Genomic DNA, 13,529 nt, shown 5'->3' on the forward strand with positions numbered 1-13,529 from the left:
GAGCATCATTCATGGGCCAATGGCATCCTCCTAACCTCCCGGAGGCACTCCCATGGCAGAAGTGCACCATTTCGCGTACGGCTGGTTCAACCCGGTGACCGCGTACGTGATGGCCTTCATCGGCTCGATGCTCGGCCTGGTCTGCACGGCCCGCGCCCGCCGCGCGCCCACCGCCGGCCGGCGAGCCCGCTGGCTGGTGATCGCCGCGCTCTCCATCGGCGGCACCGGCATCTGGCTCATGCACTTCATGGCGATGATCGGCTTCGACGTGCCGAACAGCCCGGTCCGCTACGACCCGGTCGTCACCTTCATCAGCCTCGCGCTCGCCGTGCTCACGGTGGGCATCGGCCTGTTCATCGCCGGCCAGGGCCGCCGGTCCGCGCTGCGCATCGTGGCCGGTGGCGGCTTCACCGGCCTCGGCGTCGTCGCGATGCACTACAGCGGCATGGCCGCGATGCGGGTCGCCGGGCGGGTCAGCTACGACTTCGGGCTGGTTGCCGCGTCCGTGCTGATCGCCGTCGTGGCCGCGACCGTCGCGCTGTGGTTCACCGTGACCGTCTCCGGCATGCGTGCCATCACGGCCGCCGCGGCGGTGATGGGCGTCGCCGTGTGCGGCATGCACTACACCGCGATGGCCGCGATCCGCATCACGCTGGACGTCGGCGGCACCGGCCAGGTCGAGGGCCTCAGCCCGTTCGTGCTCATCGTGCCGATCGTGCTGCTGTCGGCGCTGTGCCTGATCGGTGTGACGTTCAACGCCCTGCAGGCGATGACGCAGGAGGAGTTCGACGGCGCGGACGCCAGCCGGGTGAAACACCGTGCGCAGGTCCCCGCCACCGTCATCCCCGCGCCGCGCGGCGCCGACGCCCCGCCCCTGGTCAACCCGCCGTTCAGCCTGGCCAGGTCGCTGGCCGACCGCAACCGCACGAAGATCCCGCGCTGACCGCACCACCCGTACGCGGATACCGCGCGCCTGAGTCGGCACACCGACACCGGGCACACGGTATCCGCGTATGTCCATATCAGAGGGAAGCGCGGACGGCGTTGATCCGATATAAACGGCGGCATGGACGCCCCGGCTTACCTCATGACCATGCCGCTGCACGCCATCACGGAGGTGCTCGGCGAGCAGGGCCTGCGGGACCGGTTCGCCCTGGAGATCCAGCGCCTGCCCGCGGCCGACCAGGCCGTGCTCGCCGAGGCGCTGGAGCTGGCCGGCCGGCTGCACGCCGAGCAGCGGCGGGTACGCGAGCCGTACCTCAACCACCTGCTGCGGGTCACCATCCGGATCATCACCTACTACCGGATCACCGACCGGGACGTGCTGGTCGCCGCCCTGCTGCACGACTCGGTCGAGGACCAGCCGTGGGGCATCGTCGGCCAGGCCCACCGCAGCGGGCCGCCGCCCCGGGAGCAGGCGCTGGCGGTGCTCGCCGAACGCTTCGGCCCCCGCGTCGCGCAACTCGTCAACGCGGTCACCAACCCGGAGTACGACCTCGACCGTGACAAGGACGAGCAGTATCGCGAGCACGTGGTCGAATCGCTGGACGTGGACCCGTGGGCGCGGATCATCAAGGTCTCCGACTTCACCGACAACGGGGTCGGCGTCATCCACACCATCGGCCCGAAGGTGCTGCGCGCCGCGACCAAGTACCAGCCCCTGGTCCCGCTGCTGCGGGAGCTGGTGGCCCGGCCGGACACGCCGCTTCTCGGCGAGGTCAAGGCGCACATCTTCGCCCAGTTCGACCTCGCCGAGAAGCGGTTTTCGGCCATTCTGGCCGGAAATTGAGGCTCAGTTCGGCCATTTTGGCCGGGAATTGAGGCTCAGAAGTCCTCGTCGAGGCTGACCGTGCCGGGGACCGCCACCTGATAGGCGGTGACCCGGCGCTCGAAGAAGTTGGCCAGCTCCTGCACGTCCTGCAGGGCCATGAACGGGAACGGGTTGCTGGACCCGAACCGCGCCGGCATGCCCAGCCTCGCCAACCGCTGGTCGGCGACGTACTGCAGGTACTCCCGCATGTCGGCCAGGGTCATGCCGGGCAGCCCCGCGCCGCACAGGTCCTCGGCGAAGGCCAGCTCGGCGTCGACGGCGTCCTCCAGCATCCGGGTGACCGCTTTGCCCAGCTCGTCGTCGAACAGCTCCGGCTCCTCGGCGCGGACCGTGTCGACGACCGCGAACGCGAAGTCCATGTGCATGGACTCGTCGCGGAACACCCAGTTGGTGCCCGCGGCCAGCCCGTCCAGCAGGCCGCGCGAGCGCAGCCAGTAGACGTACGCGAAGGCGCCGTAGAAGAACAGGCCCTCGATGCAGGCCGCGAAGCAGATCAGGTTGAGCAGGAAGCGCCGCCGGTCGTCGGCGGTGACCAGCTCGGGCAGGTCGAAGACCGAATCGATCCACTCGAAGCAGAACCGTGCCTTGCGGGCGATCGACGGGATGTTCTCCACGGCGGCGAACGCCTGCGCCCGCTCCTCGTCGTCGGGCAGGTACGTGTCCAGCAGGGTCAGGTAGAACTGGACGTGCACCGCCTCCTCGAACAGCTGGCGGCTCAGGTAGAGCCGGGCCTCGGGCGCGTTGATGTGCCGGTACAGGTTGAGCACGAGGTTGTTGGCGACGATGGTGTCGCCGGTCGCGAAGAACGCGACGAGGCGGTTGACCAGGTGCCGCTCGCCGTCGCTGAGCGTGGCCAGGTCGGGCAGGTCGTTGCCGAGGTCCACCTCCTCGACCGTCCAGGTGTTGCGGATGGCGGCGCGGTAGCGCTCGTAGAAGTCCGGGTAGCGCATCGGCCGCAGGGTCAGGTCGAGGCCCGGGTCGAGCAGCATCTTCTTGGCGTCGGTGGTCACTGGCAGGCCTCGCAGATCTCCGGGTTCTCCAGGTTCAGGTTGATCAGGCTCGCCGCGGTCCGCAGCGGCTGCGCCGGAAGTCCGGGCACGCCGCCGGCCACCGCGGAGCCGCCGACCCGCACCGCCTCCGGCAGCGCCGCATCGGCGCTGCCTGCGCCCACCGCAGCGTTAAGAAGGTGCCCTTCCTCCACGGAAACCGATGGGAAGGTGCCCTTCCTTACGGTGGTGGGGGTGATGGTGGTGGCGGGGCGGGAGCGGAGGTAGTAGGTGGTTTTGAGGCCTTTTCGCCAGGCGTAGGCGTACATGGAGGAGAGTTTGCCGATGTCGGGGGAGGCCATGAAGAGGTTGAGGGACTGAGACTGGTCGATGAAGGGGGTGCGGGCGGCGGCCAGGTCGATGAGGGCGCGTTGGGGGAGCTCCCAGGCGGTGCGGAAGCGGGTGCGCAGTTCGGCGGGGATCTCGGGGATCGCGGCGATGGAGCCTTCGGCGGCGAGGATGTGTTCGCGCAGGGCGGCGGTCCACAGGCCGCGGGCCTTGAGTTCGTCGACGAGGTAGCGGTTGACCTGGAGGAACTCGCCGGACAGGGTCTCGCGCTTGAAGACGTTGGCGACCGGCGGCTCGATGCACTCGGCGCAGCCGGCGATCGAGGCGATGGTGGCCGTGGGCGCGATCGCGATGAGCAGCGAGTTGCGCAGGCCGGTGCGGGCGACCTTGGCGGCCAGCTCGTCCCAGGCCCAGGGGCGGGTGCGGGTCGCGTCCGGGTAGTGGTCGGGGTGCAGGACGCCGCGGGCGGCGCGGGTGTCCGCGTACGACGGGTGCGTGCCCAGCTCGGCGGCCAGGTCGGCACTGGTGTCGTACGCCGCGAGCGCGATCTCCTCGGCGATGCGGGTGGACAGCGCCAGCGCCTCGGGCGAGTCGAAGTCCAGGCGTAACGTGAAGAAGACGTCGGCCAGGCCCATCACGCCCAGGCCGATCGGCCGCCACCGGTTGTTGGCCCCGGCCGCCTCGCCCGTCGGGTAGTAGGACAGGTCGATGGTGCGGTCGAGCACGCGTACGGCGGTGCGCACCGTGTCGCGCAGCGTGTCCCAGTCGACGCCGTCGTCGCCGAGGTGCGCGGCCAGGTTGATCGAGCCGAGGTTGCACACCGCCGTCTCGCCGTCGCTGGTCACCTCCAGGATCTCGGTGCACAGGTTGGACAGGTGCACCGTGTTGCCGGCGACCGCGGTCTGGTTGCAGGCGCGGTTGGCGGCGTCCTTGAACGTCATCCAGCCGTTGCCGGTCTGCGCCAGGGTGCGCATCATGCGGCCGTACAGCTCCCGGGCCTGGACCGTGCGCACCGCGCGCCCGGCGGACTCGGCGGCCCGGTAGGCCGTGTCGAACTCCTCGCCCCACAGGTCGACCAGCTCCGGCACGTCCTTCGGATCGAACAGCGACCAGCTCGCGTCGGCCTCGACCCGGCGCATGAACTCGTCCGGCACCCAGTTGGCCAGGTGCAGGTTGTGGGTGCGCCGGCTCTCCTCGCCGGTCGAGTCGCGCAGCTGCAGGAATTCGTCCAGGTCGGCGTGCCAGGTCTCCAGGTAGACGCAGGCCGCGCCCTTGCGCCGGCCGCCCTGGTTGACGGCGGCGACGCTGGAGTCCAGCGTGCGCAGCCACGGCACGATGCCGTTGGACAGCCCGTTCGTGCCGCGGATCAGCGAGCCCCGGGACCGGATCCGGCTCCACGCCACCCCGATGCCCCCGGCGTACTTGGACAGCCGCGCGATCTGGCCGTAGCGCTCGTAGATCGACTCCAGCTCGTCGCGCGGCGAGTCGAGCAGGAAGCAGCTGCTCAGCTGCGGTCGGCGGGCGCCGGCGTTGAACAGCGTCGGCGAGCTGGGCAGGTACGCCAGCCGGCTGAGGATGGCGTACAGCCGCCCGACCTCGGTGACACTGCCCGGCAGCCGCCGCCCGGCACTGCCCGCGTCGCCGACCTCGCCCATCAGGCCGCAGGCGACCCGGAGCAGGAACTGCTGGGGTGTCTCCAGCACCTTGCGGGTCACCGGGTGCCGCAGCAGGTAGCGGTCGTAGACGGTGCGCAGCCCGAAGTACTCGAAGCGGTCGTCGGCGGCCGGGTCCACGAGTTCCCCCAGCTCGTCCGCGTGGGTCGCGACGAACGCGGCCAGGTCGTCGGCGAGCAGCCCGGCCGCGTGCGCGGCGCGCACGGAACTAGGGAAGTCGGTGACGCCCTGGGTGGCCGCCTCCGCGGTGATGTGCACGGTGAGCAGCCGCGCCGCGAGCCGGCTGTACGACGGCTCCTGGGCCACCAGGGCGGCGGCCGTCTCGACGGCCCGCAAGCGCAGATCGGCCTCGGTCGCGCCGGGCCAGACGCCGGCCGCTACCGGGGTCAGCACGGCCGTGTGGTCCACATCGGGCAGCCCTTGCGCCGCCTCGGCGAGCAGTGTCGCGAGCGACGCGGTGAGCGGCGCGGCGTCGGCGGTGCCGGAGTCGGCGGTGTTGCGGAAGGTGGTGCTGGTCAAAGTGTGCGCTCCCCCTCGTTCAAGCGCGGGAGGGCACGCGAACGGCACCGACCCGGCTGGTCCGGGCCTACGCCGTCCACCGAGGACCATCCCGCGCGGTCCGGTGTCGCGGCCCCTGGCCCTGCCGCGCAACGGCGCAGTCGGCACAGTGGGTCGCGGGCGCGTCGCGGAACCGTCCGCGGCACGCACGCCGGCAGGTCTTCGGGCTCGTGGGCGCGGCCGGGCGGCGCGGTGCGGACACCATGCTGCCGTAGACCCCCTACGCCGTCGCTTCCCAGGCCGGACCGGCCCAGTGCTGTCCGCTCCCCTCTTCGCGGGAGGAGGGCGGGACGGCTTCGTTCCCACTCACCGCTGCGGGGCAGCTCCGGAATCGCACCGGATTCCCTCAGCGCGGACCGCCCTGCGGCGGCTCGCGCGCACCCCGAAACCCGGCCCCGAGGGGGCCGGAGGGGTGGACCAGCGATGCCCTCACACTACATCTAGTGGCACGCAGACAACAGCGGCCCCATATAGGCTCGGCGTGTCGTCGATGGCCCGCCCTCACCGGCGTCGATGCGGGCGGTCAGCAGGCGCAGGCCGCGCCGCTCGCGGGGGCCGTCAGCGGGTCCACGTCGTTCTTGCGCAGCCCGAGGAAGGTCTGCGTGTCGAAGCCCTCGCGCACCCAGTACTCGTACCCGCCGAGCATCTCCTTGACCTGGTAGCCCAGACGGGCGAAGGCCAGTGCGGCCCGGGTCGCACCGTTGCAGCCAGGCCCCCAGCAGTAGGTGACCACGACGCTGCCGGCCGGCACGACCTCGGCCGCCCGTGCCGCGATCTCGGCGGTGGGCAGGTGCACCGCGCCGGGCAGGTGCCCCTGCTCCCACGCCTCCAGCGAGCGGGAGTCGACGAGCACGAAGCCGGGTGCGCCGGACGCCAGGTCGGCGGACACGTCGGACACGTCGGCCTCGAACGACAGGCGGGCGGCGAAGTGCGCGGCGGCGACGCCGGCGGCGGCCGGGGGCGTGCTGAGCACTGCGGAGGTGGTGACAACGGCGGGCATGGTCGGCTCCTTCTGGTCGGTCACTGGTTCCACCCTGTCGAGCCGGCCGGGCCACCAGAAGTGGCGAGAACGCCGCTGTCCGCTAAGATCTCGCCATGGGTACGCCGGTGACACTGGAGACCCGCGCCCGGCACCGGATCGCGGTGCTGGCCTACGCCGGGATGGCGCCCTTCGAGCTGGGCTGCGTGGTGGAGGTGTTCGGCCTGCCCCGCCCCGAGCTCGACGTCGCCTGGTACGACCTCGACGTCTGCGCCGAGACGCCGGAGCCGATGCCGGCCGTCGGCGGCTTCTCGATCACCGCCCGGCACGGCCTGGCCGTGCTGGCCGCCGCCGACACCGTGATCGTTCCGGGGGTTGCCGACGTCCGCGGCGAGGTCTCCCCCGCGCTGGTCGAGGCCCTGCGCACGGCCGCCGACCGGGGCGCTCGGATGGTCTCCATCTGCTCCGGCGCGTTCGCGCTGGCCGCGGCGGGCCTGCTGGACGGCCGGGCGGCCACCACGCACTGGAAGTACGCCCCACTGCTGCGCGAGCGCCATCCGCTGGTCGAGGTGACCCCCGACGTGCTCTACGTCGACGCCGGCCAGGTGATCACCAGCGCGGGCAGCGCGGCCGGGCTGGATCTGTGCCTGCACCTGGTGCGCCGCGACCACGGCGCGCAGATCGCCAACACGGTCGCCCGGCGGCTGGTGCTGCCGCCGCACCGCGACGGCGGCCAGGCGCAGTTCATCGAATTGCCCGTGCGCGACGTCATCGACGACGACGGCGTGGCCCGCGCAATGGCCTGGGCACTGGACCACCTGACCGAGCCGCTCACGGTGAACCTGCTGGCCGCGCACGCGCGCATGTCCCCGCGCAGCTTCCTGCGCCACTTCGCCCGGCACACCGGCACCAGCCCGATCCGCTGGCTCATCGACCAGCGCGTGGCGGCCAGCCTGCCGCTGCTGGAGACCTCGGACTCCCCCGTCGAGCAGGTCGCCGCCGCGGTCGGCTTCGACTCACCGGCCACGTTCCGGCACCACTTCAGCCGGTGCATGCGCACCTCGCCGTCGTCGTACCGGCGGACGTTCCGCGGCCGGTAGCCGCGGAACGCCTGGTCCGTGCGGCGGGGCGGCGATCAGCCCCACTCGAAACCGCCGTTCGCCTGGGCGGCGCCGGCGAAGCCCAGCACGGCGAGCGCGGCCACGGCGGCCGTCGGCGCCATCCTGACGAGAAGTCTGCGCATGCGAATCCTCCTTTCGAGATCCCGATCGATGCGCACCATCGCACGCGGCGCGGTCCCGCCATCGCCCCGAACGGCGGCGGATCTCCGCCACCCCCGGCGATCACGACGACACGGCGCGGGTGCTCTCCACCGTGGACTGCAGTCGCCGGGCCTCGGCCAGGTAGGCGTCGGACAGGCCGAACCGCTCGTCGCCGCGGTGCAGCTCACCCAGTCGGCGCGCGGTCTGCGCCTGGGCGCGGCGATCGCCGATCCGCTCGAAGATCTCCAGGGCCTGGGTGAGCCGCTGTACGGCCACCTCGGGCGCTTCCAGCGACGCCAGATCGGTCAGGCAGTAGGCCTCGCAGTGGGCGTCGCCGAGCACCGCGAACCGGTCCAGCGCCGCGATCAGGTCCGCGCGCGCGAGGGCCGGCTCGCCGCTGCGCAACCGGAGCAGGCCCAGCTGGCGGGTCAGCAGCGCGGCCCGGTGCTCGTCGCCGATCTCCTCGGCCAGGGCCAGCCCCGCGGTGAAGTAGCGGTACGCCTCGGCGAGTTCGCCCTTGGCCAGCCACACCATGCCCAGCGCGCCCCGCGAGTACGCCTCGCCGTGCCGGTGCCCGAGCAGCCGGTATGCCTCCAGCGCCTGCCGGTAGCAGTCCAGCGCCTCGTCGTGCTCGGCCCGGATCCGGTGCCCCGTGCCCAGCCCGGCCAGCGCCGCGGCCTGCCCGCACAGATTGCCGAGCCGGGCGAACAGCAGCCGCGACCGGCTGAACGCCTCCGCCGCCTCCTCGTAGTGATCGCGGTAGAGGTGCAACTGTCCCAGCCCGCGCAGGGTCACCGCCTCACCGAGCAGGTTGCCCCGCGCCCGGCAAGCCGCCAGCGCGGTCCGGTGCGTCTGCTCCCACTCGGTGGTGTGCCCGCCCATGTCGCACCAGGCCACCATGGCGTGCGCCAGCTCCCAGGCCAGATCGGACAGCCCATTGGCGGCGGCGGCCTCGACCGCGCCGAGCAGCGCCTCCCGCTCGGTCGCGAACCAGCGCACCGGATCGCCTGCCAGCTCCGCCGCGCCCGGCACCGCCCAGCGTGCCGCGACGGTGACACCGGGCCCGAACACCTGCGGCGGCAGCCCGGCGGCCGCACGTTCCGCCAGAGCGAGGTAGCCACCGAGCGCCCGGGTCAGGGCCGCGCCGATCGCCTCCCCGGGCAGGTCCGGGGCCAGCAGCCCGACCAGCACCGGCAGGCCGTAACGCGGCTGGCCCAGGTCGTCGGTGCCGGTGGACCGCAGCAGCCGGGCCCGGTCGAGCGCATCGAGCACCTCCGTCGCGTCCGGCCGGTCCAGCAGCGCGGCCGGAACCCAGCCCGGTGCGGAGGGGATGCCCAGCCGGGCCAGGCCCCGCAGCACCAGCGCGGCCGCGCCGTCCAGCCGGGTGGCCAGCACCGCCGGGCCCTCCTGTTCGACGAGCAGGGTGCGGTGCAGGCGGCGCAGCGGCTCGCCCGGCTCCACGCCCAGCTCCTCGGTCAGGGTGCGGCGCGCGGTGGCGTACGCCGACAGCGCCTCGGCCCGGTGCCCGGCGTCGCGCAAGGCGGTCACCAGCAGGGACCACGCCTCTTCGCGCAGCGGCTCCTCGGTGACCAGCCGGCGCAGCTCGTCCACGGCCGCCGCGGGCTGCCCGGCCTCGATGCGCAGCCGGGCCCGGTTCTGCCGGACCGCCCGCCGCCGCTCCACCAGCCGGTCGATCTCCGCACGCCACAGCGGTGAGGCGGGCAGGTTCTCGACCGGCTCGCCGCGCCACAGGCCCAGGGCCGCGTCGAGGCTGTCCGGGTCACCGCCGCGGGCGTACTCCTCGAAGCGCAGCAGGTCCAGCTCGCCGCAGTCCAGCTCCAGCCGGTATCCGGGCGCCTGCCGGCGCAGCCGGTCCTCGCCCAGCCGGGTGCGCAGCGCGCTGACGTACGTCTGCACGTTGGCCAGCGCCGACCGGGGCGGGTCCTGCCCCCACAGCACCTCGATCAGCTGATCCACCGACACGGTGCGGCCGTGGTTGAGAGCGAGGGTGGCCAGCAGCTGGCGCGGCTTCACGCCGCCGACAGGTGCGTCGAGGCCGCCCAGGGTCAACTCGAAGGAGCCCAGGATGCGCAGTTCCAGCCGGTCCGACACGCCAACCCACCCACACGATCCGTGATCGATTGCCTGAGCCTACGCGTGCTCGGCTGATCGGACCAGAGCACTCGGCTGAACGGCTGTAGGAGTTCTGGAGAAACGTTGGAGAGCGTATCGCGACGCTGTGAACACACCCCGCGCAGTCACGGGCCTCCTGTTCCACCACCCCACGGAAGGGAACCGTCCATATGCGACCGACACGATTGTTCGCCGGCGCCGCAGCGCTGGTCATAGGACTGGCCGGCGCGGTCCTGCTCGGCAGCCCCGCGCAGGCCGCGCCCGCTTTCCAGCTGCCCTTCCCCTGCGGCCAGACGTGGAACGGCAACAGCACCGGCAGCAGCGCACACGTCTCCTGGGAGATCGACTTCAACCGCGGCTCCACCGCCACCGCAGACCTCGGTGACACCGTCGTCGCCGCCGCCGCGGGCACCGTCGAGGTCTCCGCCCACCAGGGCTCCGTCAACGGCTACGGCAACCTGATCGTCATCGACCACGGTGGCGGCTACTTCACCTACTACGCGCACCTGGACACCCGCGCCGTCACCGCGGGCCAGGCGGTGCTGCGCGGCCAGGCCATCGGCTCGGTCGGCAACACCAGCAAGCCGGGCAACGGCATCTCGCCGCACCTGCACTACGAGGTGCGCTACCCGGACCGGTCGCAGTCGCACATCATCAAGGCCGTCTTCAACGGCAGCACCTTCGGCTACGGCTCGGCCAACGTGACCAGCGGCAACTGCGCCACCTCATACGACCCGGCGGCCGAGTGCGGCAGCGGGTTCCAGGTCATCGACTCGGTGAAGCTCGGCAGCGCGGGCACCGCGAATCTGCTGTGGAAGGGCTCCACCAGCCAGAACTGCGTCATCACCCTGAAGATGGCCAGCGTCGGCACCCCCACCACCACCAGCGCGTTCCTGGAGCCGCAAGGGGCCGGCAGAACCACCGACTCAGGCAGCTTCTCCTACTACGCCGGGCCGGTCATCCGCACCGCGCCGGACTGCGTGAAGTGGGGCGGCAGCGCCGGCGGCACCAGCTACACCTCCGGCTTCGAACACTGCGCCTGATCCCTTTCCCCGCATCCACTTCACCAGAGGAGCACCCCGTGCACGTCAAGCGTTTCCTGGGGCTGGCCGTGACCGCCGTGGCGGTCGCCGCGGCAGTCCTGGTCGAGGCCTCGCCGGCGATGGCCGCCCCGACCTTCAAGGTCCCCTTCCCCTGCAACCAGGTGTGGTCGGGCCAGACCCGCACCAACCACAGCCCCGCCAACGCCATCGACTTCAACCGCACCGACGACCAGGGCGACCCGGTCGTGGCCAGCGCGCCCGGCACGGTGGACGTGGTCACCAACCTCGGTGACACCAGTTACGGCAAGTACGTGCGGATCAACCACGGCAGCGGCTACACGACGTACTACGCGCACCTGAACTCGTTCAACGTGTCCGTGGGCCAGACCGTCAAGTACGGCACCGTGATCGGGTACGTCGGCACCACCGGCGGCTCGACCGGCCCCCACCTGCACTACGAGCAGCGCTCCGGCGGCTCCGCCATCCAGATCAAGTTCAACGGCGTGACCGCCCTCTACTGGGGGACCAAGAACTACACCAGCGACAACGGCTGCGGCGGCGGCGCGGCGCAGGGCACCGTCAACACCGCGGGCTCCCCGCTGACGGTGCGCTCCGGCCCCGGCACCGGCTACTCCTCGGTGGGCACCGTCGCCGACGGCGCCGACGTGTCCATCCAGTGCCAGACCACCGGCACCACGGTCACCGGCACCTACGGCACCAGCAACATCTGGGACCGCATCGGCTCGGGCCGCTTCATCTCCGACGCCTACGTCTACACGGGCTACGACGGCTTCATCCCCGGCGTCCCCCGCTGCTGAGACCAAAGGAAGGGCACCTTCTTAACGCTCCGCGTTATAGAAGGTGCCCTTCTTAACGCCTGACCGGCTTTGACCTGCGGCGGAGGGCCGTGGATTGCGCAGGGGCAGCGTGGCGGCCGGGGCGTTGCTAACGTCTGCCGATGCCGCACCGACCCGGAGCCCTCCTCGCCGCCGTGTTCGCCGTGTTCACCCTGGCCGCCCTCGCCGGATGCGACGCGGCCGTGCCCGCACCGGCCGGTACGACGGCCACCGCGGCACAACCGGCGGCGACCCGGGACCCCGTGGCCGACCTCTCCCGCATCACCTGCGACACCGCTCAGCTGTCGGCCGTCCCGTACTTCACGCCTTACATCGAGGCCCTGCTCGCGTACACCGACAGCCTGACCGGCGGTGACGAGGCGGAGCAGCGCCGCCGGGAGCGGGCCGTGCGCGACGCCGTCGCGCCCTGGGCCGCCGTCTACCGCGAGTACGCCGCCCGCGACATCGATCCGCGGCTCCAGCACTTCTTCGCCGACCTGGCCGACGACATGGTCAAAACCGAGCCCTCCGGGCAGCTGCCCGACACGCAGAACCTGGTCAGGTCCGAATGCACCCGGTTCGGCTACCTACCCGCGGCCTGACCGGTCAGGCCGCGGGCCAGCAAAGCGATCCGCCTGCCCCGCCCCACCACGGCCCTGCGGACGAAGACATCGTGGTCGGCGCGCTCGATCTCGTCGAGGATCGCGCCGTAGACCAGGTAGGCCGTGCGCACGCAGGTGCGGGACGCGCCGGGTAGCAGGTCGAGGCCGGGCAGGGCGGCGGTGTAGTGGGCGCGGGCGCGGTCGACCTCGTACGCGATGAGGCTCTTGATCTGCGGAGTGGCCCGGCGGGCCGCCGCCGCCGCGCGCAGGTCGGCCGAGCTGACGTCGAACCGGGCCAGGTCGTCCTGGGGCAGGTAGACGCGGTCGCGGGCGAGGTCCTCGGCGACGTCGCGCAGGAAGTTGGTGAGCTGGAACGCCAGGCCGAGCTGCCGCGCGGGCTCCCGGGCCGCCACCGGGTCGGCGGGGCCGAGGATCGGCAGCATCAGGGCGCCGATGACGGCCGCCGAACCCTCCATGTACGACAGCAGCGCCGGATAGTCGGCGTATTCGCGCACGGTCAGGTCCATCGCCATGCTGTGTCCGAACGCGGCGAAGTCGGCCGGGTCCAGGTCGAAGACCTCGACGGTGTGCAGCACGGCGGGCAGCAGCGGATCGGCCACGGGCGCGCCGCGCAGCCCGGCCAGCAAGCGGCCGGACCAGTCGCGCAGCCGCTCGGCACGATCCTCGGGGGTGCCCGTGTCGGTGCGGTCGACGATCTCGTCGGCGTACCGGGCGAAGCCGTACAGCGCGTGCACATGCGGCCGCTTCCAGGCGGGCAGCAGGCGGGTCGCGAGGAAGTAGCTGCGGCCGTGGCGGCGGTGCAGGTCACGGCAACGGCGGTACGCCTGCGCCAGCTCGGCCGGGATCGCGGCGGCACCCGCCGGGACGCGTCGCGGGTCGGCGTCGGCCGGGGTGCGGTCGGCCGCCATACCCACCTGCCGCACCGCCGCTGCTCCCCACACCCTGCCGCCCGCGCATTCGCACAGGCCACGGCCATCCTAGGCACGAGACGCCGCCGGCCCGCCACCGGGCGGCCGTAGAAGATCGCTGTCTCGGGTCAAAGGGTGAGGTCGGACCGCAGATCTTGACCGGAAACAGCGATCTTGCCGCGACGCCACCCTGGCAGACCCGGCTTCCGCACACGCCCTGCCGGACCGGCCCCGGCCCGCCCTCGGACCGCCACAGACCCACTGCCGGATCACCGCAGGCAGCGGCTCTACCGCGTTAAGAAGGGCACCTTCTTCAACGCATAGCGTTAAGAAGGTGCCCTTCCTTTGC

At 72.1% G+C, this 13,529-nt stretch carries 11 protein-coding genes and 1 riboswitch; of the genes, 6 read left to right on the plus strand and 5 right to left on the minus strand.

The features are described 5' to 3' along the window. Positions 1 to 52 precede the first annotated feature (52 nt). Both AB0B35_RS29870 and AB0B35_RS29875 read left to right on the plus strand, forming a co-directional pair. Complete coding sequence (locus tag AB0B35_RS29870; RefSeq protein ID WP_360522833.1) at positions 53 to 943, plus strand: MHYT domain-containing protein; 891 nt, start codon at positions 53 to 55, stop codon at positions 941 to 943. A 123-nt stretch (positions 944 to 1,066) separates the two neighbouring features. Then, on the plus strand, positions 1,067 to 1,789 hold the full coding sequence (locus AB0B35_RS29875) for an HD domain-containing protein (RefSeq protein ID WP_360522830.1): 723 nt from the start codon (positions 1,067 to 1,069) through the stop codon (positions 1,787 to 1,789). 35 nt (positions 1,790 to 1,824) lie between these two features. Here the strand turns inward: AB0B35_RS29875 and AB0B35_RS29880 are convergent, their stop codons facing one another. From AB0B35_RS29880 to AB0B35_RS29890, 3 genes are all read right to left on the minus strand, one after another. Beyond that, positions 1,825 to 2,820 (minus strand): ribonucleotide-diphosphate reductase subunit beta, encoded by a 996-nt coding sequence (locus AB0B35_RS29880; protein ID WP_361051533.1) that lies wholly within the window; start codon positions 2,818 to 2,820, stop codon positions 1,825 to 1,827. 17 nt (positions 2,821 to 2,837) lie between these two features. Next, positions 2,838 to 5,255 (minus strand): ribonucleoside-diphosphate reductase subunit alpha, encoded by a 2,418-nt coding sequence (locus AB0B35_RS29885; protein ID WP_361051536.1) that lies wholly within the window; start codon positions 5,253 to 5,255, stop codon positions 2,838 to 2,840. 297 nt (positions 5,256 to 5,552) lie between these two features. After that, a riboswitch (cobalamin riboswitch) is annotated at positions 5,553 to 5,743 on the minus strand. Positions 5,744 to 5,919: 176 nt separating this feature from the next. Continuing rightward, complete coding sequence (locus AB0B35_RS29890; RefSeq protein WP_361051539.1) at positions 5,920 to 6,396, minus strand: rhodanese-like domain-containing protein; 477 nt, start codon at positions 6,394 to 6,396, stop codon at positions 5,920 to 5,922. Positions 6,397 to 6,491: 95 nt separating this feature from the next. On the opposite strand from AB0B35_RS29890, the gene ftrA reads away from it, so the two are divergent. Further along, positions 6,492 to 7,475, plus strand: a complete 984-nt coding sequence (ftrA, locus tag AB0B35_RS29895) for a transcriptional regulator FtrA (RefSeq protein ID WP_361051450.1) — start codon at positions 6,492 to 6,494, stop codon at positions 7,473 to 7,475. 243 nt (positions 7,476 to 7,718) lie between these two features. On the opposite strand, the gene AB0B35_RS29900 is transcribed toward ftrA, so the two are convergent. After that, positions 7,719 to 9,749, minus strand: coding sequence for a BTAD domain-containing putative transcriptional regulator (locus tag AB0B35_RS29900; protein ID WP_361051453.1), 2,031 nt, complete (start codon positions 9,747 to 9,749; stop codon positions 7,719 to 7,721). A gap of 191 nt (positions 9,750 to 9,940) precedes the next feature. Between AB0B35_RS29900 and AB0B35_RS29905 the strand changes: the two genes are divergently transcribed. The 3 genes from AB0B35_RS29905 (at position 9,941) to AB0B35_RS29915 (ending at position 12,251) form a co-directional block, all read left to right on the plus strand. Then, a complete protein-coding gene (locus AB0B35_RS29905) occupies positions 9,941 to 10,813 on the plus strand; it encodes a M23 family metallopeptidase (protein WP_361051456.1) in 873 nt (290 codons plus the stop codon). Positions 10,814 to 10,851: 38 nt separating this feature from the next. Further along, positions 10,852 to 11,631, plus strand: a complete 780-nt coding sequence (locus AB0B35_RS29910) for a peptidoglycan DD-metalloendopeptidase family protein (protein ID WP_361051459.1) — start codon at positions 10,852 to 10,854, stop codon at positions 11,629 to 11,631. 140 nt (positions 11,632 to 11,771) lie between these two features. Further along, on the plus strand, positions 11,772 to 12,251 hold the full coding sequence (locus AB0B35_RS29915) for a hypothetical protein (protein ID WP_361051462.1): 480 nt from the start codon (positions 11,772 to 11,774) through the stop codon (positions 12,249 to 12,251). On the opposite strand, the gene AB0B35_RS29920 is transcribed toward AB0B35_RS29915, so the two are convergent. Next, the gene (locus tag AB0B35_RS29920; RefSeq protein WP_361051542.1) at positions 12,233 to 13,117 is read right to left on the minus strand and encodes a phytoene/squalene synthase family protein; all 885 of its coding nucleotides are present in this window, start codon (positions 13,115 to 13,117) and stop codon (positions 12,233 to 12,235) included. The two genes, AB0B35_RS29915 and AB0B35_RS29920, sit on opposite strands and share 19 nt — an antisense overlap. Positions 13,118 to 13,529 lie beyond the last annotated feature (412 nt).

It is taken from the genome of Catellatospora sp. NPDC049133, assembly GCF_040648455.1.
Taxonomy (GTDB): Bacteria; Actinomycetota; Actinomycetes; order Mycobacteriales; family Micromonosporaceae; genus Catellatospora; species Catellatospora aurea.

Coding starts and splice junctions, on each gene's coding strand:
- AB0B35_RS29870 (WP_360522833.1), top strand. CDS start 53: ATGGCAGAAGTGCACCATTTCGCGTACGGCTGGTTCAACCCGGTGACC.
- AB0B35_RS29875 (WP_360522830.1), top strand. CDS start 1,067: ATGGACGCCCCGGCTTACCTCATGACCATGCCGCTGCACGCCATCACG.
- AB0B35_RS29880 (WP_361051533.1), bottom strand. CDS start 2,820: ATGCTGCTCGACCCGGGCCTCGACCTGACCCTGCGGCCGATGCGCTAC.
- AB0B35_RS29890 (WP_361051539.1), bottom strand. CDS start 6,396: ATGCCCGCCGTTGTCACCACCTCCGCAGTGCTCAGCACGCCCCCGGCC.
- ftrA (WP_361051450.1), top strand. CDS start 6,492: ATGGGTACGCCGGTGACACTGGAGACCCGCGCCCGGCACCGGATCGCG.
- AB0B35_RS29905 (WP_361051456.1), top strand. CDS start 9,941: ATGCGACCGACACGATTGTTCGCCGGCGCCGCAGCGCTGGTCATAGGA.
- AB0B35_RS29915 (WP_361051462.1), top strand. CDS start 11,772: ATGCCGCACCGACCCGGAGCCCTCCTCGCCGCCGTGTTCGCCGTGTTC.